This is a genomic window from Pseudomonas sp. RA_105y_Pfl2_P56 (genome assembly GCF_963970845.1).
Classification (GTDB): Bacteria; Pseudomonadota; Gammaproteobacteria; order Pseudomonadales; family Pseudomonadaceae; genus Aquipseudomonas; species Aquipseudomonas baetica_A.
On record NZ_CAXAPL010000007.1, the window covers coordinates 103,359 to 128,936 of the forward strand.

At 59.8% G+C, this 25,578-nt stretch carries 24 protein-coding genes and 1 pseudogene; 18 read left to right on the plus strand and 7 right to left on the minus strand.

What is annotated here, in order from left to right; translation table 11 throughout:
* The first annotated feature begins 93 nt into the window (after positions 1-93).
* Both AACY11_RS07285 and preA read left to right on the plus strand, forming a co-directional pair.
* The gene (locus AACY11_RS07285; RefSeq protein WP_339465640.1) at positions 94-1,461 is read left to right on the plus strand and encodes an NAD(P)-dependent oxidoreductase; all 1,368 of its coding nucleotides are present in this window, start codon (positions 94-96) and stop codon (positions 1,459-1,461) included.
* Positions 1,462-2,736 (plus strand): NAD-dependent dihydropyrimidine dehydrogenase subunit PreA, encoded by a 1,275-nt coding sequence (gene preA, locus AACY11_RS07290; protein WP_339432749.1) that lies wholly within the window; start codon positions 1,462-1,464, stop codon positions 2,734-2,736.
* 115 nt (positions 2,737-2,851) lie between these two features.
* Here preA and AACY11_RS07295 read toward each other — a convergent pair whose 3' ends face one another.
* Complete coding sequence (locus AACY11_RS07295) at positions 2,852-3,472, minus strand: TetR/AcrR family transcriptional regulator (protein ID WP_339434170.1); 621 nt, start codon at positions 3,470-3,472, stop codon at positions 2,852-2,854.
* Positions 3,473-3,612: 140 nt separating this feature from the next.
* Between AACY11_RS07295 and copC the strand changes: the two genes are divergently transcribed.
* From copC to AACY11_RS07340, 9 genes and pseudogenes are all read left to right on the plus strand, one after another.
* The gene (gene copC, locus AACY11_RS07300; protein WP_339434171.1) at positions 3,613-3,978 is read left to right on the plus strand and encodes a copper homeostasis periplasmic binding protein CopC; all 366 of its coding nucleotides are present in this window, start codon (positions 3,613-3,615) and stop codon (positions 3,976-3,978) included.
* A gap of 3 nt (positions 3,979-3,981) precedes the next feature.
* A complete protein-coding gene (gene copD, locus AACY11_RS07305) occupies positions 3,982-4,839 on the plus strand; it encodes a copper homeostasis membrane protein CopD (RefSeq protein ID WP_339494239.1) in 858 nt (285 codons plus the stop codon).
* 318 nt (positions 4,840-5,157) lie between these two features.
* A pseudogene (locus AACY11_RS07310) lies at positions 5,158-5,743 on the plus strand (polysaccharide deacetylase family protein).
* A gap of 165 nt (positions 5,744-5,908) precedes the next feature.
* Positions 5,909-7,198 carry an OprD family porin gene (locus tag AACY11_RS07315; protein ID WP_401159294.1) on the plus strand — a complete coding sequence of 430 codons (1,290 nt, stop codon included), beginning with the start codon at positions 5,909-5,911 and terminating at the stop codon, positions 7,196-7,198.
* A 202-nt stretch (positions 7,199-7,400) separates the two neighbouring features.
* Positions 7,401-8,225: an NAD-dependent epimerase/dehydratase family protein gene (locus tag AACY11_RS07320; protein ID WP_339494240.1), complete on the plus strand. Its 825-nt coding sequence runs from the start codon at positions 7,401-7,403 to the stop codon at positions 8,223-8,225.
* A gap of 30 nt (positions 8,226-8,255) precedes the next feature.
* Positions 8,256-9,149 carry an SMP-30/gluconolactonase/LRE family protein gene (locus AACY11_RS07325; protein ID WP_339494288.1) on the plus strand — a complete coding sequence of 298 codons (894 nt, stop codon included), beginning with the start codon at positions 8,256-8,258 and terminating at the stop codon, positions 9,147-9,149.
* A gap of 60 nt (positions 9,150-9,209) precedes the next feature.
* Complete coding sequence (locus AACY11_RS07330) at positions 9,210-10,181, plus strand: TRAP transporter substrate-binding protein (protein ID WP_339434174.1); 972 nt, start codon at positions 9,210-9,212, stop codon at positions 10,179-10,181.
* Positions 10,182-10,260: 79 nt separating this feature from the next.
* The gene (locus tag AACY11_RS07335; protein ID WP_339434175.1) at positions 10,261-10,788 is read left to right on the plus strand and encodes a TRAP transporter small permease; all 528 of its coding nucleotides are present in this window, start codon (positions 10,261-10,263) and stop codon (positions 10,786-10,788) included.
* On the plus strand, positions 10,788-12,068 hold the full coding sequence (locus tag AACY11_RS07340; RefSeq protein WP_339494243.1) for a TRAP transporter large permease: 1,281 nt from the start codon (positions 10,788-10,790) through the stop codon (positions 12,066-12,068). Before AACY11_RS07335 ends, AACY11_RS07340 begins: the two co-directional genes overlap by 1 nt.
* 48 nt (positions 12,069-12,116) lie before the next feature.
* Here the strand turns inward: AACY11_RS07340 and AACY11_RS07345 are convergent, their stop codons facing one another.
* The 3 genes from AACY11_RS07345 to AACY11_RS07355 form a co-directional block, all read right to left on the minus strand.
* Positions 12,117-12,917, minus strand: a complete 801-nt coding sequence (locus AACY11_RS07345; protein ID WP_339494245.1) for a sulfite exporter TauE/SafE family protein — start codon at positions 12,915-12,917, stop codon at positions 12,117-12,119.
* A 9-nt stretch (positions 12,918-12,926) separates the two neighbouring features.
* A complete protein-coding gene (locus AACY11_RS07350; protein ID WP_339494247.1) occupies positions 12,927-14,171 on the minus strand; it encodes an NAD(P)/FAD-dependent oxidoreductase in 1,245 nt (414 codons plus the stop codon).
* Between the two features lie 84 nt (positions 14,172-14,255).
* Positions 14,256-14,597, minus strand: coding sequence for an ArsR/SmtB family transcription factor (locus AACY11_RS07355; RefSeq protein WP_221733609.1), 342 nt, complete (start codon positions 14,595-14,597; stop codon positions 14,256-14,258).
* Between the two features lie 113 nt (positions 14,598-14,710).
* Between AACY11_RS07355 and AACY11_RS07360 the strand changes: the two genes are divergently transcribed.
* The gene (locus tag AACY11_RS07360; RefSeq protein ID WP_339494249.1) at positions 14,711-15,574 is read left to right on the plus strand and encodes an MBL fold metallo-hydrolase; all 864 of its coding nucleotides are present in this window, start codon (positions 14,711-14,713) and stop codon (positions 15,572-15,574) included.
* 125 nt (positions 15,575-15,699) lie between these two features.
* Positions 15,700-16,551, plus strand: coding sequence for a tyrosinase family protein (locus AACY11_RS07365; protein ID WP_339494251.1), 852 nt, complete (start codon positions 15,700-15,702; stop codon positions 16,549-16,551).
* Positions 16,552-16,564: 13 nt separating this feature from the next.
* Here AACY11_RS07365 and bkdR read toward each other — a convergent pair whose 3' ends face one another.
* Positions 16,565-17,053: a Bkd operon transcriptional regulator BkdR gene (gene bkdR / locus AACY11_RS07370; RefSeq protein ID WP_007915088.1), complete on the minus strand. Its 489-nt coding sequence runs from the start codon at positions 17,051-17,053 to the stop codon at positions 16,565-16,567.
* A 185-nt stretch (positions 17,054-17,238) separates the two neighbouring features.
* On the opposite strand from bkdR, the gene AACY11_RS07375 reads away from it, so the two are divergent.
* The 5 genes from AACY11_RS07375 to AACY11_RS07395 all read left to right on the plus strand — a co-directional run bounded on the left by AACY11_RS07375 (position 17,239) and on the right by AACY11_RS07395 (position 23,441).
* Positions 17,239-18,474: a 3-methyl-2-oxobutanoate dehydrogenase (2-methylpropanoyl-transferring) subunit alpha gene (locus AACY11_RS07375; RefSeq protein WP_339434180.1), complete on the plus strand. Its 1,236-nt coding sequence runs from the start codon at positions 17,239-17,241 to the stop codon at positions 18,472-18,474.
* A 1-nt stretch (position 18,475) separates the two neighbouring features.
* Positions 18,476-19,534, plus strand: coding sequence for an alpha-ketoacid dehydrogenase subunit beta (locus tag AACY11_RS07380; RefSeq protein ID WP_064390582.1), 1,059 nt, complete (start codon positions 18,476-18,478; stop codon positions 19,532-19,534).
* Positions 19,535-20,809: a dihydrolipoamide acetyltransferase family protein gene (locus tag AACY11_RS07385; protein ID WP_339494252.1), complete on the plus strand. Its 1,275-nt coding sequence runs from the start codon at positions 19,535-19,537 to the stop codon at positions 20,807-20,809.
* A gap of 7 nt (positions 20,810-20,816) precedes the next feature.
* Complete coding sequence (gene lpdA / locus AACY11_RS07390) at positions 20,817-22,190, plus strand: dihydrolipoyl dehydrogenase (RefSeq protein WP_339434182.1); 1,374 nt, start codon at positions 20,817-20,819, stop codon at positions 22,188-22,190.
* Positions 22,191-22,421: 231 nt separating this feature from the next.
* Complete coding sequence (locus AACY11_RS07395) at positions 22,422-23,441, plus strand: branched-chain amino acid aminotransferase (protein ID WP_339434183.1); 1,020 nt, start codon at positions 22,422-22,424, stop codon at positions 23,439-23,441.
* Positions 23,442-23,507: 66 nt separating this feature from the next.
* Here AACY11_RS07395 and AACY11_RS07400 read toward each other — a convergent pair whose 3' ends face one another.
* Complete coding sequence (locus AACY11_RS07400) at positions 23,508-24,329, minus strand: TIGR03915 family putative DNA repair protein (protein ID WP_221733616.1); 822 nt, start codon at positions 24,327-24,329, stop codon at positions 23,508-23,510.
* On the minus strand, positions 24,326-25,546 hold the full coding sequence (locus AACY11_RS07405) for a putative DNA modification/repair radical SAM protein (RefSeq protein WP_339434215.1): 1,221 nt from the start codon (positions 25,544-25,546) through the stop codon (positions 24,326-24,328). Before AACY11_RS07405 ends, AACY11_RS07400 begins: the two co-directional genes overlap by 4 nt.
* Positions 25,547-25,578: the final 32 nt, after the last annotated feature.

Below are 25,578 nucleotides of genomic sequence, written 5' to 3' on the forward strand. Positions count from 1 at the left end.
GAGCGGCCTGCTCGCGAAGGGGCCCGCCCGGACACTACAAAAACCACTGCCCATCAGAGGCAGAGCACCTCAATAACCGTGAGGCAAAAAACCGTGATCGAGACCCTGAACCATCTACCGCATCCGCACGAAAGCGCAGCCGCCCTCGCCGGCCACTTCACCGATCTGGCGCCGCCGCTCAATGCCCGGCAGGCGCATCTGGAAGCGTCGCGCTGCCTGTATTGCTACGACGCGCCCTGCGTCAATGCGTGCCCGAGCGAGATCGACATCCCGTCGTTCATCCGCAATATCCATCAGGACAACGTGCCCGGCGCGGCGCAGAAAATCCTCTCGGCGAACATCCTCGGCGGCAGTTGTGCGCGGGTTTGTCCGACCGAGATCCTTTGCCAGCAAGCCTGCGTTCGCAACAACGCCCAGGAATGCGCGCCGGTGCTGATCGGCCTGTTGCAGCGCTACGCCGTGGACAACGCACACTTCAGCGAACACCCGTTCCAGCGCGCTGCCACCACCGGCAAACGGATTGCCGTGGTCGGTGCCGGCCCGGCCGGGTTGTCCTGCGCGCACCGCAGCGCGATGCACGGCCATGACGTGGTGATTTTCGAAGCGCGGGAGAAGGCCGGCGGCCTCAATGAGTACGGGATCGCCAAGTACAAACTGGTCGACGATTACGCGCAAAAGGAGCTGGATTTCCTCCTGCAGATCGGCGGCATCGAAATCCGTCACGGGCAGAAACTCGGCGACAACCTGACTCTGAGCGAACTGCACCAACAGTTCGATGCGGTGTTCCTTGGCCTGGGCCTCAATGCCAGCAAACAACTCGGTCTGGCCCACGAAGAGGCGCCAGGGCTGCTCGCCGCCACCGATTACATCCGCGAACTGCGCCAGGCCGATGACCTCACGCAACTGCCATTGGCGCAGCGCTGCATCGTCCTCGGCGCTGGCAACACCGCCATCGACATGGCCGTGCAAATGGCCCGCCTCGGTGCCAGAGACGTCAATCTGGTGTATCGCCGTGGCGCGGCGGACATGGGCGCGACCGGTCACGAACAGGACATCGCCAAAGCCAATCAGGTACGCCTGCTGACCTGGGCACAGCCGGAAGAAGTCTTGCTCGACGATCAGGGCCGCGTGTGCGGTATGCGTTTTGCCCGCACCGATCTGGTCGACGGTCGCCTGCAAACCACGGGCGAAACCTTCGAACTGGCCGCCGATGCGATCTTCAAAGCCATCGGCCAGGCCTTCGACAGCAGCGCCCTCACCGACCCGCTGGCTCGCGAACTCAAGCGTCAGGGCGAACGAATCCAGGTCGACGCCAATCTGCGCACCAGCATTCAAGGCGTGTATGCCGGTGGCGACTGCACCAGCCTCGACCAGGATCTGACCGTGCAAGCCGTGCAGCACGGCAAACGGGCCGCCGAGGCCATCAACGCTCAACTGATGCTCAATGTGGAGGCTGCGTAAATGGCCGATCTCTCGATTGTCTTCGCCGGCATCAAAGCCCCCAACCCCTTCTGGCTGGCCTCCGCGCCGCCGACCGACAAGGCCTACAACGTGGTGCGTGCCTTCGAGGCGGGCTGGGGCGGCGTGGTCTGGAAGACCCTGGGAGAAGACCCGGCGGCGGTCAACGTGTCGTCACGGTACTCAGCCCATTACGGCAACAACCGCGAAGTGCTGGGCATCAACAACATCGAACTGATCACCGACCGCTCGCTGGAAATCAACCTGCGCGAAATCACTCAGGTGAAAAAGGACTGGCCGGATCGCGCACTGATCGTGTCGTTGATGGTGCCGTGCGTGGAGGAGTCGTGGAAACACATCCTGCCGCTGGTGGAAGCCACAGGCGCCGATGGCATCGAACTGAATTTCGGCTGCCCTCACGGCATGCCCGAGCGTGGCATGGGTGCGGCAGTCGGTCAGGTGCCGGAATATGTCGAGCAGGTCACCCGCTGGTGCAAGACGTATAGCTCGCTGCCGGTGATCGTCAAACTGACCCCGAACATCACCGACATCCGCGTCGCCGCCCGCGCCGCCCATCGCGGTGGTGCCGATGCGGTGTCGCTGATCAACACCATCAATTCGATCACCAGCGTCGATCTGGAACACATGGTCGCCCTGCCCACCGTCGGCAGCAAAAGCACCCACGGTGGTTACTGCGGCTCGGCGGTCAAGCCGATTGCGCTGAACATGGTCGCGGAAATCGCCCGCGATCCGCAGACCCAAGGCCTGCCGATCTGCGGGATTGGCGGCATCGGAAGTTGGCGCGATGCGGCGGAATTCATGGCGCTGGGCAGCGGCGCGGTGCAGGTGTGTACGGCGGCCATGTTGCATGGCTTCCGGATTGTCGAGGAGATGAAAGACGGCTTGTCGCGGTGGATGGACAGTCAGGGTTACGCCAACATCGCCGAGTTTTCCGGGCGTGCGGTGGGCAATACCACCGACTGGAAGTACCTGGATATCAACTATCAGGTCATCGCGAAAATTGATCAGGAGGCGTGCATTGGTTGTGGGCGTTGCCACATTGCTTGCGAGGACACCTCACATCAGGCGATCAGCAGCCTGAAGCAGGCCGACGGGACGCATAAATACGAAGTGATCGATGACGAGTGTGTGGGCTGCAATCTGTGTCAGATCACCTGTCCGGTGGCTGATTGCATCGAGATGGTACCGATGGAGACGGGCAAGCCGTTTCTGGACTGGAATCATGATCCGAGAAACCCGTATCACGTTTCGGCTTGAGGCTTGAGGCGTCTGACCTGACGCCTTCGCGAGCAAGCCCGCTCCCACAGTTGGAATGTATTTTCCTGTGGGAGCGGGGTTGCTTACGAAGAGGCTGGCAGCCGCGCCCCACGTCTCAAGGCTCCAACCCGATCCCGCGCAAGATCACACTGGTCACCGTCTGCACCGCCCGCTCGAACTGCATGTCCGACAGCGGCTGGTGATCATTCAAGATATTCACCTGATGGTCGAAGTCGGCGTAGTGCTGGGTCGAAGCCCAGATCATGTACAGCAGGCTCGACGGTTCCACCGGCAAAATCCGCTTGTCATCGACCCACTGCCGAATCTTCGCTTCCTTCATCTTCGCCCAGTCGTACAGGCTGGCGTCCAGCGCTTCGCCCAGCGTCGGCGCGCCGTGGATGATTTCGTTGGCCCAGACTTTTGAACCGTACGGCCGGCTGCGCGAGTGGTTCATCTTGGCGCGGATATAGCTGCTGAGCACCACACGCGGATCGTCGAACATCTCGAAGCACAACGCATCCTGCTTCCACACTTCCAGCAGGTCGAACAGCACGGCGCTGTACAACTCACTCTTGGTTGAGAAGTAGTAGTGCAGGTTGGAGCGCGGCAGTTGCACTTCGGCGGCGATGTCGGCCATGGCGGTGCCACCGAAACCTTTTTCGGCGAAAACCTTTTCCGCCGCCAGGAGAATTTTTTCGACGTTACTGCGACGAATCTCGATCTTGTGATTGCCCATGTGGGCTCCCTGACAACAACCTTGCCCAAGACTAGCACCCGCTCTGCCACTGGGGCGACCGCTGAAAACAAAACTTCGTATAGACGCAGTCGCATGGCTAAACTGCCCCCTTATTCGATCCTGCCCCAGAGGTACCTGCGATGCTGTTCAAGAACGTTCTGACCACCACGGCCCTGCTCGCCTCGCTGTTCGCCGCCTCTTCGGTATGGGCCCACGCCCACCTGAAAAGCCAGACCCCGGCTGCCGACAGCACCGTCGCCGCACCTGCGGATCTGCGCCTGACGTTCTCCGAGGGTGTGGAAGCCAGTTTCACCAAAGTCACGCTGACCAAGGATGGCGTGCCGGTCGCGGTCAAAGCGCTGACTACCCAGGACAAAGACAAGAAAACCCTGATCGTCACCCCTGCGGCACCGCTGACTGGCGGTGAGTACAAAGTCGAATGGCACGCGGTGTCGGTCGACACGCACAAGAGCGAAGGCGCCTATCAGTTCAAGGTTGGTCAGTAATTCATGAGTGAAGCGCTGGTGCTGTGCCGGTTCCTGCATTTGAGCGTGGTGTTGATGTTGTTCGGGGTCTGGTTGTTCAGACCGTTGCTGCTCAAGGGCGAAGCGCGGATGCTAGACCTTCGTACCGCGCGACTGGCCCGTTGGCTGGCGACCGTTGCGCTGCTCAGCGGGGTGGCCTGGGCGTTGCTGATCACCGCGAGTATGGCCGGTTCAACGGCGGCGGCATTCGATCCGGACACGCTTGCGCTGGTGTTTGGCAAAACATTTTTTGGTCAAGTCTGGCGCTGGCATTTGCTGCTCAACGCAGCGCTGCTGGCGTTGCTGTTTACACCCTGGCGTTCAAGCACACCCTTGCGGCTGGGGCTGAGCGCGCTGCTGGCGGTGACACTGGCGCCGGTCGGTCACGGCGCGATGCTGGAGGGTCTGAGCGGACAACTGCTGATCCTCAATCAGGCCCTGCATTTGATTTGTGTGGCAGCGTGGCTCGGCGGGCTGTTGTTGCTGGTGATGCTGCTGCGCGCGCCAAGCGAACCCATGGGCCAGATCCTGCGGCGCTTCAGTGGTGTCGGCTATGCGCTGGTTGCAGGCCTGTTGATCACCGGGTTGATCAACGTTCGCGTGCTGACCGGCCAGTGGTGGCCAACACCATTGTTCAGCGGGTTCGCCCTGATTCTGTTGATCAAGGCATTGCTGGTGCTGGGAATGCTGGGGTTGGCGTTGTTCAATCGCTCGCGAAGCGAGGATTGCGAACAGCGGATCGGCGCGCTCAGACGCAGTGTGATGATCGAATGGTTGCTGGGGATCGGGGCAGTTGCCGCCGTCTCGCTACTCGGCACCCTGCCGCCGATGATTGCGGCCTGAACACCACCGCAAAGCCTTTGTAGGCGTTGTGTTGATCAATGAGGCTGCGTGTCGCCCGCCGCCGTATCAATACTCACCACCACCGACATCCCAGGGCGCATCAATCCATTGAAAGGCCTTGTGCTGATTTGGCTTGAATGTGCCGTAAATCGTCCGGCAAACCCATGTCCCGTGAAGGAGCAGGCTGACGCTTACGCAGAAATCATGTGAAGCCGGATTCGTAAAATTTGTTTAAAGGTCCTCTCGCCGACAGCGGATTTTTCCCGCGTCGGGCGACTGCCATCCTTGCAACCCTTCTCAATCTGCAAGGTGCCCGTTATGAATACGCCCCACCCACAACGCTCACACGGCTTGCTGAAAAGCCTTCTGGCAGCCGCCCTGCTAATCCCCCCTCACCTTTGCTCAGGAACGCCCGTGGCCGGACGGTTCGCAACTGGTGATCTCGGTGTCGATGCAATTCGAAACCGGCGGCCAGCCCGAGGGCGCCGAAAGCCCGTTCTCAGGTAGCCCGCTGCCCAAGGGCTACCCCGACTTTCCGGCGCAGACCTGGTTTGATTATGGCTACAAGGAAGGCCTGTGGCGCATGCTTGACCTGTGGGATCGCACCGCAATCAAAGTCACCTCCCATGTGGTCGGCGAAGCGGCGCTCAAGCACCCGGAACTGGCCAAGGCAATAGCCCAGCGCGGGCATGAACTGGGCGCCAACAAGCGACGGATGATGTCGGTGAGTTTGCACGACCGGATTGGCGGCACTCCCGCGATGGTCGAAGCCATGGAGCGGTTCATCCGTTACGCGCAGTCTCATCCGAAAGTCAGCTTCATGCGCAAGGATCAAATTGCGCAGATCGTGCTGACCGAGAAAAATCCGCTGATAGATAACAGCGAAGCGCTCTACAACCATTGATTGCGCCGAAACAGCCCTGCTCACGCCATGATCAGGGCTGCTTGCGCTTTGATGGTCATCGTATAACTTCCTGTTGACATTCCCCTGAAGCTCCGCAAATATCGCCCCCGATGTTGTACGACAACGCACAACATAAATAAAAACAAGAAACAAGGGAGCGTCATAGTGAGCACTTTCGTCCGCAAATCCGTTCGTCATTCCCGCACGACTTTCATCCGCTCTCCCCTGAGCCTGATTGGCTGCAGCAGCCTCGTCTTGTTGGCTCCGCTAAGCGCCAGCGCCGAAGGCTTCGTCGATGATGCCAAAGCCACGCTGAACCTGCGCAACGCCTACTTCAACCGCAACTTCACCAACCCCAACAACGCACAGGGCAAGGCTGAGGAGTGGACGCAAAGTTTCATCCTCGACGCCAAATCCGGCTTCACTCAAGGCACCGTCGGTTTCGGCCTGGACGTGCTGGGGCTGTATTCGCAGAAGCTCGATGGCGGCAAAGGCACCGGCGGTACGCAATTGTTGCCGATCCACGATGATGGACGTCCGGCGGACAATTTCGGTCGCCTGGGTGTAGCGCTCAAAGCCAAGGTATCGAAGACCGAACTGAAGGTCGGCGAGTGGATGCCGGTGCTGCCGATCCTGCGCTCCGACGATGGCCGTTCCCTGCCGCAGACCTTCCGCGGGGGCCAGATCACCTCCACCGAAATCAATGGCCTGAGCCTCTACGGCGGCCAGTTCCGCGCCAATAGCCCGCGTAACGATGCGAGCATGGAAGACATGTCGATGAACGGCAAAGGTGCATTCACCTCTGACCGTTTCAACTTCGGCGGTGGCGAATACACCTTCAATGACAAGCGCACGCTGGTCGGCGTGTGGTACGCCGAACTCAGCGACATTTATCAGCAGCAGTACTTCAACCTCAGTCACAGCCAGCCCATGGGCGACTGGACCCTGGGCGCCAATCTCGGTTTCTTCAACGGCAAGGAGAATGGCAGCGCGCTGGCGGGCGATCTGGACAACAAAACCGCATTCGCCCTGCTCTCGGCCAAATACGGTGGCAACACTTTCTATGTCGGCCTGCAAAAGCTCAGTGGCGATAACGGCTGGATGCGGGTCAACGGTACCAGCGGCGGCACCCTGGCCAACGACAGTTACAACGCCAGCTACGACAACGCCAAGGAACGCTCCTGGCAGCTTCGCCACGACTACAACTTCGCCGCCCTCGGCATCCCCGGTCTGACCCTGATGAACCGCTACATCAGCGGCGATAACGTGCACACCGGGACCATTACCGACGGCAAGGAATGGGGTCGCGAGTCCGAACTGGCCTACACCGTACAGAGCGGGCCGCTGAAAAATCTCAACGTGAAATGGCGCAACGCGACGATTCGCCGGGACTTCAGCAACAACGAGTTCGATGAGAACCGGATTTTTATCAACTATCCGATTTCGTTGCTGTAAACCCCTGAAGCCGCATCCCCCCTGTGGGAGCAAGCTTGCTCGCTCACACAGGGGTTGGCATGACGAGGCAGTTTTTTGATTTGGCCCTTGCGTCATTTACACCAAAAGTCGCGTTGACAAGACCGGGAAACCCTACCGATACTTCAGCGCAGTCATACGACAACCTACAACAAACCTAATAACAATGTGTTCAGGGATTGCCATGACGTCTGATTCTGATTCCCGTGCCCCCTTCAACCGTCTGCTGCTGACCGGCGCCGCGGGTGGTCTGGGCAAAGTTTTGCGTGAACGCCTGCGCCCGTACGCCCATGTCCTGCGGCTGTCGGACATCGCCGATCTACCCCCGGCCGCTGATGATCACGAAGAAGTCGTGCTCTGCGATCTGGCCGACAAACAGGCGGTTCATCAACTGGTCGAAGGCGTGGACGCGATCCTGCATTTCGGCGGTGTTTCCGTCGAGCGCTCGTTCGAAGAGATCCTTGGCGCCAACATCTGCGGCGTCTACCACATCTATGAAGCGGCACGTCGCCATGGCGTGAAACGCGTGATCTTCGCCAGTTCCAACCACGTCATCGGTTTCTATCAGCAGGACGAGCGCCTCGACGCCGCTTCCGCGCGCCGCCCCGACGGCTATTACGGATTGTCCAAGTCCTACGGCGAAGACATGGCCAGTTTCTATTTCGATCGCTACGGCATTGAAACGGTCAGCATCCGCATCGGATCTTCGTTCCCCGAGCCACAGAACCGTCGAATGATGCACACCTGGTTGAGCTTCGACGACCTCACCCAACTGCTCGAACACTCGCTGTATACCCCGAACGTCGGCCACACCGTGGTGTACGGCATGTCCGATAACAAGGACGTCTGGTGGGACAACCACTTGGCCAGCCACTTGGGTTTCGAAGCCCGGGACAGCTCCGAAGTGTTCCGCGACAAGGTCGAAGCGCAGCCGATGCCGGCGGCCGATGACCCGGCGCGGATCTATCAGGGTGGCGCTTTCGTCGCGGCCGGCCCGTTCGGTGACTGATGACTCTGCCAGGGACAAAAAAGAATGAGTATGCATGCCCAATTGATCGTCGACGCCCGCAACGCGGTCGGCGAAAGCCCGGTCTGGGTCGCGCAGGAAAACGCTCTTTACTGGGTGGATATTCCCAATGGCGGGCTGCAACGCTGGAGCGCTGACACCGGGCATGTCCACGCGTGGAAAGCCCCCGAAATGCTCGCCTGCATCGCCCGTCACAGCCGTGGCGGCTGGGTGGCGGGCATGGAGAGCGGTTTCTTTCACTTGCACCCGCATAGCGATGGCAGCCTCGACAGCGAATTACTCGCCCAAGTCGAACACAGCCGTGGAGACATGCGCCTCAACGATGGTCGCTGCGACCGTCAGGGCCGTTTCTGGGCGGGCAGCATGGTGCTGAACATGGGTTTGAACGCCCCCGAAGGCCGGCTATATCGCTACGGCGCCGGCCAGTGCGGGCTGATCGAAGCGCAACTCGATGGCTTTATCGTGCCCAACGGCCTGGGCTTCAGCCCGGACGGCAAGACGATGTACCTGTCCGACTCACACCCCAACGTGCAACGGATCTGGGCATTTGACTACGACACCGCCAGCGGCACGCCGTCGAACCGCCGCGTGTTCGTCGACATGAATCACTACAGCGGTCGCCCTGATGGCGCCGCCGTTGACGCCGACGGTTGCTACTGGATCTGCGGCAACGACGCCGGACTCGTTCATCGTTTCACCCCCGACGGGCGACTCGATTACTCACTGCCCGTGCCGGTGAAAAAACCGACCATGTGCGCCTTCGGCGGTAGCCGGATGGACACCTTGTTTGTCGCCTCGATCCGCCCCGGCGACGATCACGACCCGCAGTCTCTGGCCGGGGGCTTGTTCGCTTTGAACGCCGGCGTCAAAGGCTTGCCGGAACCGGTTTTCGACAATTTGCTGTAACGCGCCTTTGCTGCACCGCTTCGCCTTGACCACAAAAATAACAAGACTGGAGACACCCTCATGGACTTCAAACGCACCTTGCTCGTCGCCGCACTTCCCCTTGCGTTCACCCTCAGCAGCGCCGTTCAGGCACTGGAAATCAAGTTCGCCGATGTCCACCCGGCCGGATACCCGACCGTGGTCGCCGAAGAGCAACTGGGCAAAACCCTGGTCGCCGAGAGCGACGGCAAACTGACCTTCAAGATGTTCGCCGGTGGCGTGCTCGGCTCGGAAAAAGAAGTGGTCGAACAGGCGCAAGTCGGTGCGATCCAGATGGCCCGCGTCAGCCTCGGCATCGTCGGCCCGGTGGTGCCGGACGTGAACGTGTTCAACATGCCGTTCGTGTTCCGCGACCAGGCGCACATGCGCAAGATCATCGACGGTGAAATCGGCGACGAGATTCTCGACAAAATCACCAACTCCGAATTCAACCTGGTCGCCCTGGCCTGGATGGACGGCGGCACCCGTAACCTCTACACCAAAAAACCCGTGCGCAAACTGGAAGACCTCAAGGGCATGAAGATTCGTGTGCAGGGCAACCCCATGTTCATCGAAACCATCAACGCCATGGGCGGCAATGGCATTGCGATGGACACCGGGGAAATCTTCAGTGCCTTGCAAACCGGGGTAATCGACGGCGCAGAAAACAACCCGCCGACCATGCTTGAACACAACCACTATCAGAACGCCAAGTTCTACAGCCTGACCGGGCACTTGATCCTGCCCGAGCCGATCGTGATGTCGAAAACCACCTGGAACAAACTCACCCCGGATCAACAGGCCCTGGTGAAAAAAGCGGCCAAGGCCGCGCAAGCCCAGGAACGCACGTTGTGGGACGCCAAGACGGTGAGCAGTGAAGAAAAACTCAAGGCTGCCGGTGTCGAGTTCATTACCGTCGACAAGAAACCCTTCTACGAGGCCACCGCTTCGATCCGCGAGAAATACGGCGCGCCTTACGCCGATCTGATCAAGCGTATCGAAGCCGTTCAGTAACCCTCCCTGCCCTCAACGAAAGGCCCGGCAGCGCAGACCTCGATGGATGTCCGCGCCTGCCCGGTTACGGTGGAACCCGATGAAGAATCTGCTGCTGGGCATCAACGACCGGATCTACATGGCCTGCATATGGGTCGCCGGTCTGTCGGTGCTGACGATTTCCCTGATCATCCCTTGGGGGGTGTTTGCCCGTTACGTTCTCGGTACCGGTTCGAGCTGGCCGGAGCCGACTTCAATCCTGCTGATGATGGTCTTTACCTTCATCGGTGCCGCCGCCAGTTATCGCGCTGGCGCACACATGGCCGTGGCCATGCTGACCGACCGCATGCCTGCGCCACTGCGCAAAGGCATGGGCATCGTGTCGCAATTGCTGATGGCCACCATTTGCCTGTTCATGACCATTTGGGGCACCAAACTGTGCCTGTCGACCTGGAACCAGTTCATGAGCGCCCTGCCCACTTTGCGCGTGGGCATCACCTACATGCCCATCCCGATCGGTGGCGCGCTGACCATGATTTTCGTGCTGGAAAAATTGTTTCTGGGTGACCAGAGCAACCGCCGCGTGGTGCGGTTCGATCTGGTTGAAGAAAACGAAGGGGCTGCCTGATGGACGCGTTGATTCTGTTGGGCAGTTTTATTGTCTTGATCCTGATCGGCATGCCAGTGGCCTACGCCCTCGGGCTGTCGGCATTGATCGGCGCGTGGTGGATCGATATCCCGTTCCAGGCCCTGATGATTCAGGTGGCTGGTGGGGTGAACAAGTTTTCGCTGCTGGCGATCCCGTTCTTCGTCCTCGCTGGCGCGATCATGGCCGAAGGTGGCATGTCACGGCGGCTGGTGGCGTTCGCCGGGGTGCTGGTGGGATTCGTGCGCGGCGGCCTGTCGCTGGTCAACATCATGGCCTCGACGTTTTTTGGCGCGATCTCCGGCTCCTCGGTGGCCGATACCGCTTCGGTCGGTTCGGTGCTTATCCCGGAAATGGAGCGCAAAGGCTATCCGCGCGAGTTCTCCACGGCGGTCACCGTCAGTGGTTCGGTGCAGGCGTTGCTGACGCCGCCCAGCCATAACTCGGTGCTTTATTCCCTGGCGGCTGGCGGCACCGTGTCTATCGGCTCGCTGTTCATGGCCGGTGTCGTGCCCGGGCTGATGATGAGCGCGTGCCTGATGGCGCTGTGCTTGATCTTCGCGAAAAAACGCAACTACCCCAAAGGTGAAGTCATACCGCTGCGCGAGGCCTTGAAAATCTGCGGCGAGGCGATGTGGGGCATGATGGCGATGGTGATCATCCTGGGCGGGATTCTCTCGGGGATTTTTACCGCCACCGAGTCGGCGGCCATCGCCGTGCTGTGGTCATTCTTCGTGACGATGTTCATCTATCGCGACTACAAATGGAGCGAACTGCCGAAACTGATGCACCGCACCGTGCGGACCATTTCGATCGTGATGATCCTGATCGGCTTTGCCGCCAGCTTCGGTTACATCATGACCCTGATGCAGATCCCGGCAAAGATCACCACGATGTTCCTGACGCTGTCGGACAACCGCTACGTGATCCTGATGTGCATCAACGCCATGCTGTTGTTGCTGGGCACGGTGATGGACATGGCGCCGCTGATCCTGATCCTGACGCCGATCCTGATGCCGGTGATTCTGGGCATTGGCGTTGACCCGGTGCAGTTCGGCATGATCATGCTGGTCAATCTGGGGATCGGGCTGATAACGCCGCCGGTGGGCGCGGTGCTGTTTGTCGGTTCGGCGGTGGGCAAGGTGAGTATCGAGAGCACCGTGAAAGCGCTTATGCCGTTTTATGCGGTGCTGTTGATGGTGTTGTTGCTGGTGACGTATGTTCCGGCGATTTCGCTGTGGTTGCCGCATCTGGTGCTGTAAACCGTCGCTGTGGTGAGGGAGCTTGTGCCCCTCGCCACAAGGTTCAACTCAAGCCCGCAGCAACATATAAACCGCCACCACCACACACACACTGGCAAACCCCACCTGCAACGCCCGCGCCGGCACCCGCGCGCTGAGCTTGCGGCCGATGATCATGCCAACAATGCTGGCGACGATAAACGCGACGCCCTGACTGTCGATGCGAACGCCGGCGTGAAACGCGCCGATCACACCGATGGCGGAAATCAGACTGATCACCATCAACGACGTTGCGACAATCCCGCGCATCTGCACGTCGGTCAGTTGCTTGAATGCCGGCACGATCAGGAAGCCGCCGCCCACACCGAGCAATCCGGACACCACACCGGTAATCGCGCCCAGCGCCGCAAGCGTGGCGGTGCATTTGGCCGTCCAGTCCAATCGGCCGGTTTGTTCATTGAGCATGCAATTCTTCTGGCCCCAACTGGCGTGGCCATGATCGCTGGGGCCCTGCTGCTGACGCTCACGGCGCAGCATGCGCCAGGCCACCATGACCATCAGCAGGCTGAACAGAATCATCAGGATCTTTTCCGACAATTGATGCGCGAAGTAGATCCCCAGCGGCGAAAACACCGCACCCAGCGCCGCAATCAGCAGCGCCGCACGATAACGCACCAGACCATGGCGCAAGCCGTCGATGGCGCCGACCGCCGCCGCACTGCCGACCGCAAACAACGCCACCGGCGCTGCCTGGGTCATCGTCCAGCCGAGCCCGAGCACCAGCGCCGGCACCGCGAGAATCCCGCCGCCCGCCCCCGTCAGCCCAAGAACCAACCCCATCAGCACACCAAACAGACTTGCCAGCAACATAAGGAGTCCTCAGTCAACTTTGGACAGGGAAGTCAGCCACTCGCGCCCCTTGAGCATGCCGTGCCAGTAGAACCACGGCAGCAACGTTGCCTTGAGTAACCACGCCGAACGACGCGGCACCGTCGGGTCAAGGGGAAAGGTCGGCAGCAACTTCCCGGCATAACCGAACTCGGCGAGGATCACCTTGCCCTTCTCCACCGTCAGTGGGCATGAGCCATAACCGTCGTATTTCAGCGGCAGCGGCTGTTGCTTGCGTTGGGCCAACAGATTTTGCGCCACCACCACGACTTGCTTGCGCACCGCCGCCGCGGTTTTCGCATTGGTTGTGCCGCAGATATCACCCAGTGCGAACACCTCGGGATAACGCGGGTGCTGCAGGCTGTGCTGATTGACTTCACACCAGCCGGCAGCGTCGGCCAACGCACTTTGTGCGATGAAATCCGGGGAGACCTGCGGCGGTACGACGTGCAGCAAATCGAAGGTTTTTGCCTCGCGGGTGACGTTGCCGTCAGCGTCCTTGATCTCGAACCATGCCGTTTTCGCCGGGCCGTCGACCTTGACCAGATTGGCGTTGAAGGCCAGTCGGGCGTTGTACTTGTCGATGTACTTCATCAGCGGCGGCACGAACGTCGCCACGCCGAACAATGCGGCACCGGCAAGATTGAACTCGACATTGACGTTGTTCAGCACGCCGGTTTTACGCCAGTGATCGCAGGACAGGTACAGCGCCTTTTGCGGCGCACCGGCGCATTTGATCGGCATCGCCGGTTGTGTGAACAGCGCTTTGCCACCGCGCAATTTCTGCACCTGGTCCCAGGTGTATTGCGCGTGCTGATAGCTGTAGTTGGAGGTCACGCCGTGCTGACCAAGGCTTTGCTGCAAGCCTTCGATTTTTTCCCAGGCCAGACGCAGGCCGGGGCAGACGACAAGGTTTTGATAATTGACGATACGTTGATCGTTGAGGGTGAGTTGGCGAGTGTCCGGATCGACGTTGGTCACCGCTGCCTGCACCCAGGTGACTTGACGCGGTAGCACCTTGGTCATCGGTCTTACGGTGTCTTTCACGTCGTAGGCGCCAGCGCCGACCAGCGTCCACGCCGGTTGGTAGTAGTGCTGGGCGCTCGGTTCGATCACAGTGACTTTCAAGTGCCGATCGCGCTTGAGCAGACTGGCAACGAAAGCGATGCCGGCCGTACCGCCGCCGATGACCACGATATCTGCACTGATGGATGGGCCCCCGTGTTGATCGTTCATTGCTTGTTCCTTTTACTGCACGCAAGAAGGGTGTCGCCTTGACGCAAGTCCGCTCCCGAATCGGGTTTGTTTGCTGGCTGACATTTATGAGTGGCCCCAGCTTTTGACTACCGCCCCGCAATACAAACCGGAGAGGGTTTTCATCACCTGGATGACTTCCGGGCTGGCCAGGCCGTAAAAAATGTATTTGCCTTCGCGGCGCGTCGCGACCAAACCTTCATCACGCAGAATGCCGAGTTGCTGGGACAGGGTCGGCTGACGCACGCCGGTCATTTTTTCCAGTTCGCCGACGTTGCGCTCGCCCTGAGTCAGTTGGCACAGGATCAACAAGCGATCCTCGTTGGCCAGGGCCTTGAGCAAGGCGCAGGCCTTGGAGGCCGAGGCGCGCAATTGCGCAACTTCACATTCGCTCAAACTGGATTGCATTTGCAGGAAGCCCTCAACGTCACTTAAGCTGCGAACATTATGTTTTTACATAAAGTGTTGCAAGCGACTTTTCGCCACCTGACTTTTCTCGTCCTCTGCACAGGTTCATGCCCATGCCCGCGCTGATTGAAGCTTTCCTCGACCCCACCTCCTGCACCTACACCTACGTGGTGTACGAGGCGGATGGCGGGCAATGCGCGATCGTCGACCCGGTGCTCGATTACGACGGCGCCGCCGGGCGCACCTGTACCGCTCAGGCCGACAAAATCATCGCCTTCGTCCGCGCACACAACCTGCAGGTGCAATGGCTGCTGGAAACCCACGCCCATGCCGATCACCTGTCCGCCGCACCGTATCTGCGTCGCGAGCTGGGCGGGAAGATCGCCATTGGCGAATCGATCAGCAAAGTGCAGAACGTGTTCAAGGCGCTGTTCAATCTGGAGCCTGAGTTCTGCGTTGATGGCTCACAGTTCGATCACCTGTTCGCCGCGAACGAGTCGTTCATGATCGGCAACCTCAAGGCCACCGCCCTGCATGTCCCCGGTCACACCCCGGCGGATATGGCTTACCTGATCGACGGCGAACAGATTCTGGTCGGCGACACGTTGTTCATGCCTGACGTCGGCACTGCGCGCTGCGACTTCCCCGGCGGCAATGCTCATCAGTTGTTCAACTCGATCCACAAACTTTTGGCCTTCCCGGCGAGTGTGAAGCTTTACGTTTGCCACGATTACCCGCCTGAAAGTCGCCCGGCACGCTGCCAGACCACCGTCGGCGAACAGCGCAAAAGCAACATCCATGTGCATGACGGCATTGATGAAGCGGCGTTTGTAGACATGCGCACAAAACGCGATGCCGGGTTGGGCATGCCGACGCTACTGCTGCCGGCGATCCAGGTGAATGTGCGTGCGGGGAATTTTCCGGCGCCAGAGGACAATGGCGCGGTCTACCTCAAGATCCCACTGAATCTCTTGTAGGAATACTCTCTTAACTATCTGAAATAAAAGACTTTCCTACACTCTCTGGCGATAGAGATGAACTGGAAAAAATCCCGCCGACGGCCAGACTTCATTGGGTATACATTCAATGGAGTCTTTACAACATGGATATTCGTCAAAACCACCGCGACACGACAAAGGCGCAAAAAAACGCCTTCATCGATGCGGTTCTGTTACTTAAAAACAATGTCGACAGCGTCCTGCGGCCCGGACAACAAAGTCGCTACGATGACTTTGTACAAATCCACAAAAACTCGATGGGGCGAGGCAACCCCCTGACGCCCAACCCCCATCGCAGCCCCTTGTTCTTCCCTTGGCACCGAGTTCTGATCCGCCAGTTTGAAGTGGCCTTGCAGGTTGCCGCCAACAACCCAGGCATAACACTGCCTTATTGGAACTGGCAAATCACAGGGCCAGACAATCCCTTCACCTCAAGCTTCATGGGCGGGAACGGTGACAACACACAAGATCAGCGCGTAACAAGCGGCCCATTTTCCAGCGAGCATTCTCAATTCAACGTCGTCGTTTGGGACGAAGGCACCGGCAATCCGGGCGTACGCCGCAACCTCGGAGCACAAGAGACCTTGCCCTCTGCCGAAGCGGTTATTTCAGCCTTGAACAGAACGCCCTATTGGCAAGCCACCGATCAAGCAGGCTGGGAAAACTCCGCTGAACGCGAGCTTCACAATCCGGTGCACGCCTGGATCGGTGGCAGCATGGCCGAAGCCTCCTCGCCCAACGACCCGATCTTTTTCCTGCACCACTGCTACCTCGACCTGCTCTGGGAGCGCTGGAAGCACCAACACCCCAACATTCCTTCCTTTCCATCGGATGAAATGAGTGGATCAATACTGGTGTTTCACCCTGCCAACGAGCCTGCGCCCTGGATGCAAACCTACACCGTGCAGCAGACGCTGTTCACCGAAGAGCTCGATTACCGCTACGAGGACATCTGACGGTACATGACGCTCAATTGCCCAAGGTCAAACCGTTCGCCGGCAATGGCAACGCGGTTTTGTAGCGCACCTGCTTCAGCGCAAAGCTCGACCGGATGTTCGCCACGCCCGGCACCTTGGTCAGAAAGTCCATCATGAACCGCTCCAGCGACTGAATGGTCGGCACCAGGACCCTGATCAGGTAATCCGGGTCGCCGGCCATCAGATAGCACTCCATCACTTCGGGGCGATCGGAAATCGCCTCTTCAAAATGCTGCAATGCTTCCTCGACCTGCTTTTCCAGGCTGACATGAATGAACACATTGACGTGCAGGCCCAGCAGATCAGCGTCCAGCAAAGTGACCTGCTCACGAATCAGCCCCAACTCTTCCATTGCTTTGACCCGGTTGAAGCACGGGGTGGGCGACAAATTCACCGAGCGAGCGAGGTCGGCGTTGGTGATGCGCGCATTCTCCTGAAGGCTGTTGAGAATGCCGATGTCGGTACGGTCCAGTTTGCGCATGAGACAAAACCACCTGTTTTTTATGTTTATGCAGAATTTTTATCTGCAAATGATCTGAGGCGCAATGAAACAGAGATAAATATTCTTCTTGGCCGGGCCTATGATTGTTGTAGGACAAGATTTCTTTTACCGAAGAATGACTGCCAGCTCACTACAAGAAATTCACAAGATCGAGCGTAGAAGCCATGACCCAAGCGTATGAACCGCTGCGTCTGCACGTCCCTGAACCTTCGGGCCGCCCAGGCTGCAAAACCGACTTTTCCTACCTGCATCTGACCGATGCCGGTACGGTGCGCAAACCTCCCATCAACGTAGAACCCGCCGACACCGCCGACCTGGCCCGTGGCCTGATTCGCGTGCTCGACGATCAAGGCAACGCTCTGGGCCCCTGGGCTGAAAACGTGCCGGTGGAGATTCTCCGCAAGGGCATGCGCGCCATGCTCAAGACGCGGATCTACGACAACCGGATGGTCGTCGCCCAGCGTCAGAAAAAGATGTCCTTCTACATGCAGAGCCTGGGCGAAGAAGCCATCGGCAGCGCTCAGGCCCTGGCGCTGAACATCGACGACATGTGCTTCCCGACCTACCGCCAGCAAAGCATCCTGATGGCCCGCGAGGTACCGCTGGTCGACTTGATCTGCCAACTGCTGTCCAACGAGCGCGATCCGCTCAAGGGCCGTCAGTTGCCGATCATGTACTCGGTGAAAGACGCCGGGTTCTTCACCATCTCCGGCAACCTCGCGACCCAGTTCATTCAGGCCGTGGGCTGGGGCATGGCTTCGGCAATCAAGGGCGACACCAAAATCGCCTCGGCGTGGATCGGCGACGGCGCCACCGCCGAATCGGACTTCCACACCGCCCTCACCTTCGCTCACGTTTATCGGGCGCCAGTGATTCTTAACGTGGTCAACAATCAGTGGGCCATTTCGACCTTCCAGGCCATCGCCGGCGGTGAAGCCACCACCTTCGCTGGACGCGGCGTCGGTTGCGGCATCGCCTCACTGCGGGTTGACGGCAACGACTTCTACGCGGTCTACGCCGCTTCCGCCTGGGCTGCCGAACGCGCCCGCCGCAACCTTGGTCCGACCATGATCGAGTGGGTCACCTACCGCGCCGGCCCACACTCGACCTCCGACGATCCGTCGAAATACCGCCCTGCCGACGACTGGAGCCACTTCCCGCTGGGCGACCCGATTGCCCGCCTGAAACAGCACCTGATCAAAGTCGGCCACTGGTCGGACGAAGAACATGCCGCCGTCAGTGCCGAACTCGAAGCTGAAGTGATTGCCGCACAGAAACAGGCCGAACAGTACGGCACCCTCGCCGGCGGCCAGATCCCGAGCGCCGCAACCATGTTCGAAGACGTCTACAAAGAGATGCCGGAGCACTTGAAGCGCCAGCGTCAGCAGTTGGGGATCTGACATGAACGATCACAACAACAATATTCAGTTGGAAACCGCCATGACCACGACCACCATGACCATGATCCAGGCCCTGCGCTCGGCCATGGATGTGATGCTTGAGCGTGATGACAATGTCGTCGTGTTCGGTCAGGACGTCGGTTATTTCGGTGGCGTGTTCCGTTGCACCGAAGGCCTGCAAACCAAGTACGGCACCTCGCGAGTATTCGACGCGCCGATCTCCGAAAGCGGCATCGTCGGCGTCGCCGTCGGCATGGGCGCTTACGGCCTGCGCCCGGTGGCCGAGATCCAGTTTGCCGACTATGTCTACCCGGCTTCCGACCAGATCATTTCCGAAGCGGCGCGCCTGCGTTACCGCTCGGCTGGCGAGTTCACCGCACCCATGACCCTGCGCATGCCTTGCGGTGGCGGCATTTACGGCGGCCAGACCCACAGCCAGAGCATCGAGGCGATGTTCACTCAAGTCTGCGGCCTGCGCACCGTCATGCCATCCAACCCGTATGACGCCAAGGGCTTGCTGATCGCCTCCATCGAAAACGATGACCCGGTGATCTTTCTTGAGCCAAAGCGCCTTTACAACGGCCCCTTCGACGGTCACCACGACCGTCCGGTAACGCCGTGGTCAAAACACCCGCAAGCCCAGGTTCCGGACGGCTATTACACCGTGCCGCTGGACGTCGCCGCGATCACCCGTCCAGGCAAGGACGTGACCGTGTTGACCTACGGCACCACCGTTTATGTGTCGCAAGTCGCCGCTGAAGAGAGCGGTGTCGACGCCGAAGTCATCGACCTGCGCAGCCTGTGGCCGCTGGACCTGGACACCATCGTCAAGTCGGTTAAGAAAACCGGGCGCTGCGTCGTGGTCCACGAAGCCACACGCACCTGCGGTTTCGGCGCCGAACTGGTGTCGTTGGTGCAAGAGCATTGCTTCCATCACCTGGAAGCGCCAATCGAACGCGTCACCGGTTGGGACACCCCCTACCCGCACGCGCAAGAGTGGGCGTATTTCCCTGGGCCGTCCCGAGTGGGCGCGGCGCTGAAACGGGTCATGGAGGTCTGAATGGGCACGCACGTTATCAAGATGCCGGACATCGGCGAAGGCATCGCAGAAGTAGAGCTGTCGCAATGGCACGTCAAGGTGGGCGATCTGGTCGTTGAAGATCAGGTGCTGGCCGATGTGATGACCGACAAGGCGATGGTCGATATCCCGTCGCCGGTACACGGCAAGGTCATTGCGCTGGGCGGTCAGCCGGGCGAAGTGATGGCGGTCGGCAGTGTACTGATCAGCATTGAAGTGGAAGGCGCGGGTAACTTGAAAGAGTCCGCAGCCCCTGCACCCGTCAAAGAGGCAGCGGTTGCCGTACCTGCGAAAACCGAAACTCCCGTTGAAAACAAATCCGCCGCCATAGCGCGCCCGGCCCCTGCCTGCCAAGGCCCGGTGGTTGCCCGAGAGGCCGATGAACGCCCGCTGGCCTCGCCGGCCGTGCGTAAACATGCACTGGATCTGGGTATTCAGTTGCGTCTGGTACGCGGCACTGGCCCGGCCGGCCGCGTCTTGCACGACGACCTCGAAGCCTATCTGGCGCAAGGTCAATCCAACGCCTCGGCGCCTGCATCGGCGGCCTACGCCCAGCGTCACGACGAAGAGCAGATTCAAGTGATCGGCATGCGCCGCAAGATCGCCCAGCGCATGCAGGACGCCACTCAGCGTGCCGCGCACTTCAGCTATGTCGAAGAAATCGACGTCACCGCGATCGAAGAACTGCGCGCGCATTTGAATGCAAAGCATGGCGCCAGCCGTGGCAAATTGACCTTGCTGCCATTTCTGGTGCGCGCGCTCGTGGTTGCCCTGCGCGACTTCCCGCAGATGAACGCCCGTTACGATGACGAAGCCCAGGTCATCACCCGCCTCGGCGCAGTGCATGTCGGCGTCGCCACGCAAAGCGATGTCGGCCTGATGGTACCGGTGGTGCGTCACGCCGAGGCGCGCAGCCTGTGGGACAGCGCCGCTGAAATTTCGCGCCTGGCCAACGCTGCACGCCATGGCAAGGCCAGCCGCGACGAACTGTCAGGTTCGACCATCACCCTGACCAGCCTCGGTGCGCTGGGTGGCATCGTCAGCACGCCGGTGCTGAACCTGCCGGAAGTGGCAATCGTCGGCGTCAACAAAATCGTCGAGCGGCCAATGGTCGTCAAAGGCCAGGTAGTGATCCGCAAGATGATGAACCTCTCCAGCTCCTTCGATCACCGTGTGGTCGATGGCATGGACGCGGCGCTCTTTATCCAGGCCATCCGTGGCTTGCTCGAACAACCCGCCACTTTGTTTGTGGAGTAAGGCGCGCATGCAAACTTTGAACACCACGCTGCTGATCATCGGCGGCGGCCCCGGCGGTTATGTGACGGCGATTCGCGCCGGGCAACTGGGTATAGCGACGATTCTGGTGGAGGGCCAATCGCTGGGCGGCACCTGCCTGAACATCGGCTGCATTCCGTCCAAGGCACTGATCCATGTGGCTGAGCAGTTTCATCAGACTCAGCATCACCATCAGCACTCGGCGCTGGGCATTAGCGTTCCGGCACCGACTCTGGACATTAACAAGAGCGTCGAGTGGAAAGATGGCATTGTTGATCGCCTGACCACTGGCGTCGCCGCCCTGCTGAAAAAGAACAAGGTTCAAGTGATCCAAGGCTGGGCCAACGTCATCGACGGCAAAACCGTCGAAGTGGCTGGCACTCGCATTCAGTGCGAGCACTTGGTACTGGCCACCGGTTCCACCAGCGTTAACTTGCCGATTCTGCCCATTGGCGGTCCGATCATTTCCTCCACCGAAGCTCTGGCGCCAAAGTCAGTGCCCAAGCGTTTGGTGGTGGTCGGTGGCGGTTACATCGGTCTGGAACTGGGTATTGCTTATCGCAAGCTCGGTGCCGAGGTCAGTGTGGTCGAAGCACAGGATCGCATCCTGCCGGCCTACGACGCCGAACTGACGCAACCGGTGCACGAAGCGCTGAAGCAACTGGGCGTAAAACTGTATCTCAAGCACAGTGTTCTGGGTTTCGACGGCACTTTGCAGGTGCGTGATCCGAACGGCGACACCCTGAATCTGGAAACCGATCAGGTGCTGGTCGCCGTCGGTCGCAAACCCAACACTCAGGGCTGGAACCTCGAAGCGCTGAATCTGCAGATGAACGGCTCGGCGATCAAGATCGACAGCCGCTGCCAGACCAGCATGCGCAACGTCTACGCCATCGGTGACCTGAGCGGCGAGCCGATGCTGGCTCACCGCGCCATGGCGCAAGGCGAAATGGTCGCCGAACTGATCAGCGGCAAACACCGCGAATTCAACCCCACCGCCATCGCAGCCGTTTGCTTCACCGACCCGGAACTGGTGGTGGTCGGCCAGACGCCGGACGAGGCCAGGACGGCCGGGCTGGACTGCATCGTGGCCAGCTTCCCGTTCGCCGCCAATGGCCGGGCGATGACTCTGGAGTCCAAAAGCGGCTTTGTGCGGGTGGTCGCTCGTCGGGACAATCATGTGATTGTCGGCTGGCAGGCGGTGGGAGTCGGTGTTTCCGAGTTGTCGACTGCGTTTGCGCAGAGCCTGGAAATGGGCGCACGACTGGAAGACATTGGCGGCACCATTCACGCGCATCCGACACTGGGTGAAGCGGTGCAGGAAGCAGCGTTGCGAGCTCTTGGACATGCGTTGCATCTGTAAAGGAGGGTGGCAGTGATGGCCTCTTCGCAAGCAAGCCCGTTCCCACAGGGGGAATGCATTTCAAATGTGTGTGGGCTTGCTGGCGAATTCTTGAGGCCAACACGATTTATCTGTCTGTCATCCGATAGTCCGGGCTGCGAAACCGCTCAAGAATGAAGTATTGTTGTGCCCATCCAAAAAACGTCAGAAGCCTTGAACCGTTTCGACGGTTGTTCAGTGATAGAGGGTGTCATGGGTAACGAAAGCATCAATTGGGACAAGCTGGGTTTTGACTACATCAAGACCGACAAACGCTATCTGTCGTACTTTCGCGATGGCGAGTGGGACAAAGGCACCCTGACCGAAGATAACGTGCTGCACATCAGCGAAGGCTCGACGGCCCTTCACTATGGCCAGCAGTGCTTCGAAGGCATGAAGGCCTATCGTTGCAAGGACGGTTCGATCAACCTGTTCCGCCCGGACCAGAATGCCCTGCGCATGCAACGCAGTTGCGCGCGTCTGCTGATGCCAATGGTGGAAACCGAGCAGTTCATCGAAGCCTGTAAGGAAGTGGTTCGCGCCAACGAGCGTTTCATCCCGCCGTACGGCACCGGCGGCGCGCTGTACCTGCGTCCGTTCGTGATCGGCGTGGGTGACAACATCGGCGTGCGTACTGCTCCCGAGTTCATCTTCTCGATCTTCTGCATCCCGGTTGGTGCCTACTTCAAGGGCGGCCTGACCCCGCACAACTTCCAGATTTCCAGCTACGACCGCGCCGCCCCACAAGGCACCGGTGCAGCCAAGGTCGGCGGTAACTATGCGGCCAGCCTGATGCCAGGCTCCAAAGCGAAGCAAGCCCACTTCGCCGACGCTATCTATCTGGATCCGATGACCCACACCAAGATCGAGGAAGTCGGTTCGGCCAACTTCTTCGGGATCACCCACGACAACAAATTCGTGACCCCGAAGTCGCCATCGGTACTGCCGGGCATCACTCGTCTGTCGCTGATCGAACTGGCCAAATCGCGCCTGGGCCTGGAAGTGGTTGAAGGTGATGTGCTGATCGACAAGCTCTCAGACTTCAAGGAAGCCGGCGCTTGCGGCACTGCTGCCGTGATCACCCCGATCGGTGGCATCAGCTACAACGACCATCTGCACGTATTCCACAGCGAAACCGAAGTCGGCCCTGTGACCCAGAAGCTCTACAAAGAACTGACCGGCGTGCAAACCGGCGACATCGAAGCGCCAGCGGGCTGGATCGTCAAGGTTTGATCTGACGGCCGCAGATGCAAGAAAGCCCCCACGGAGTGATCCGTTGGGGGCTTTTTATTTGATCGTTTATTTATGCGCAATACGTTTACCCGACCGACCGGCAATCCCGCTCGCTTGCCCATCCTGTTGTTTGCCCATGCGCGCCTGAGTAATCAGCCCGGGAATCAACTCCCCCTCCGGCAGGTTCTTCCAGAAGCGCACCGGCAAATGCCCTTGCATGACTTTTGGATTCAGCCGCGCCGGGTTGAAGATGTGGCTGTAATAGGTCAACCAGAGATCGCCATGCGGATCATCGACGTTCTGCGCCAATTGCTGCCACTCCACAGGGCATCGGCGCTGGTGGATCAATTGTTCGCCGTCGTAATACACCCCGTCACGGGGTGTGGCGATCAACCAGCGGTGGCGGCCCATGCGTGCGACGAAATGCTCACTGGCACGGTGCAGGATGTCGTGGGCCGGTTCATGCCACGCCACGTATTGCGGCCCTGGCAGATCTTTCGGTCGCTCGATGAAGCGCACGAATGCATGGAGGTGATGCGCTTCGCGCTGAACTTGCTTGATCCGCCGCTGCAATTCACTGCCCAGCTTGTCGCCGGCCATCATCGCCGTGCGGTCGCCGTGACTGACGCGCCACAATACTTCATACAGCAGGCTCCAGCGCTGATCGCCCCGATAACTGGCCGCACGCTCCAGGGTGTCGAGCAAGGTACGCGGGATACGCGCCTGAAACGGCCCTTGGCCTTTAGGCACGGACTGGTCGCCGGCAAACAGATCGCCCACCCCTTCCGAGGCCCAGCTCACCAGGCTCGGATCGATTTCATGGCTCAGTAACCAGCGAGCCTGTTGCCGCCAGGTGTCGAACAGGTCATCGCAATCCAGATCGATCATCCCCACAACCCCATCTGTTGCGGCATCGGCCGGTCGCGCAATTGCTGATACAGCATATGACTGGTGACCTCGGCTTGCTGCGGGTGGTAATCGCTGGTGATGATGAAGGGCCTGGCTTTGGCCAGTACGCACCGCATGCGCGCCACGTCCTCGTAGCGAATCCGCCGCTGTCGGCGCAGCTCCACCAGGCGTTCGGTGGTGCGCAGGCCAATGCCGGGAATACGGGCGATCAGGGCCGGTTCAGCACGATTGAGGTCCAGTGGAAACACCTCGCGATTCTGCAACGCCCACGCCAGTTTCGGATCGATATCCAGCGCCAGATTCCCCGGCCCCTTGAGCAGCTCACCGGCGCTGTAGCCATAGCTGCGCAAGAGAAAATCGGCCTGATACAACCGATGCTCACGCATCAAGGGGGGCGCAGCCAGCGGTACGCTTTTCGGGCTGTCGGGGATCGGACTGAACGCCGAATAGTAAACCCGGCGCAGCCGGAAGTTGCCGTACAACGCCTGCGCACTGTGGAGAATGGTGCTGTCGTCGGTGTCGTCAGCGCCGACGATCATCTGGGTGCTTTGCCCGGCCGGCGCGAATTTAGGCGCGCGTGGTTCGTTGCGCACGGTCTGTTCGCCGGTGTAGATGGTCCGCATCGCCTGTTTGATCGAGACAATCTGTTTCTCTGGCGCCAGGGTTTGCAGGCTGGCATCGGTGGGCAACTCGATGTTGACGCTCAAGCGATCGGCGTAACGCCCGGCCTCCTCGATCAGTGCCGGGTCAGCTTCGGGAATGGTCTTGAGGTGGATATAACCTCGAAACTCGTGCTCTTCGCGCAGAAGCTTCGCAACCCGCACCAGTTGCTCCATGGTGTAGTCCGCGGAGCGGATGATCCCGGAGCTGAGAAACAGCCCGCTGACACAGTTGCGCCGATAGAAATCCAGGGTCAACGCCACGACTTCTTCCGGCGTGAAACGGGCACGCGGCACGTCGCTGGAACGGCGGTTGACGCAGTATTGGCAGTCGTAAAGACAGAAATTGGTCAGCAGAATCTTCAGTAGCGACACGCAGCGCCCGTCCGGCGTGTAGCTGTGGCAAATGCCCATGCCATCGGTCGAGCCTACTCCGCTCTTGCCCTCGGAACTGCGCTTGGGCGCACCGCTGCTCGCGCATGATGCGTCGTACTTGGCGGCGTCGGCGAGGATGCTGAGCTTGTCGATGATTTGCATGGCGAAGGCTCTTTACTGGTTGCATATACAGT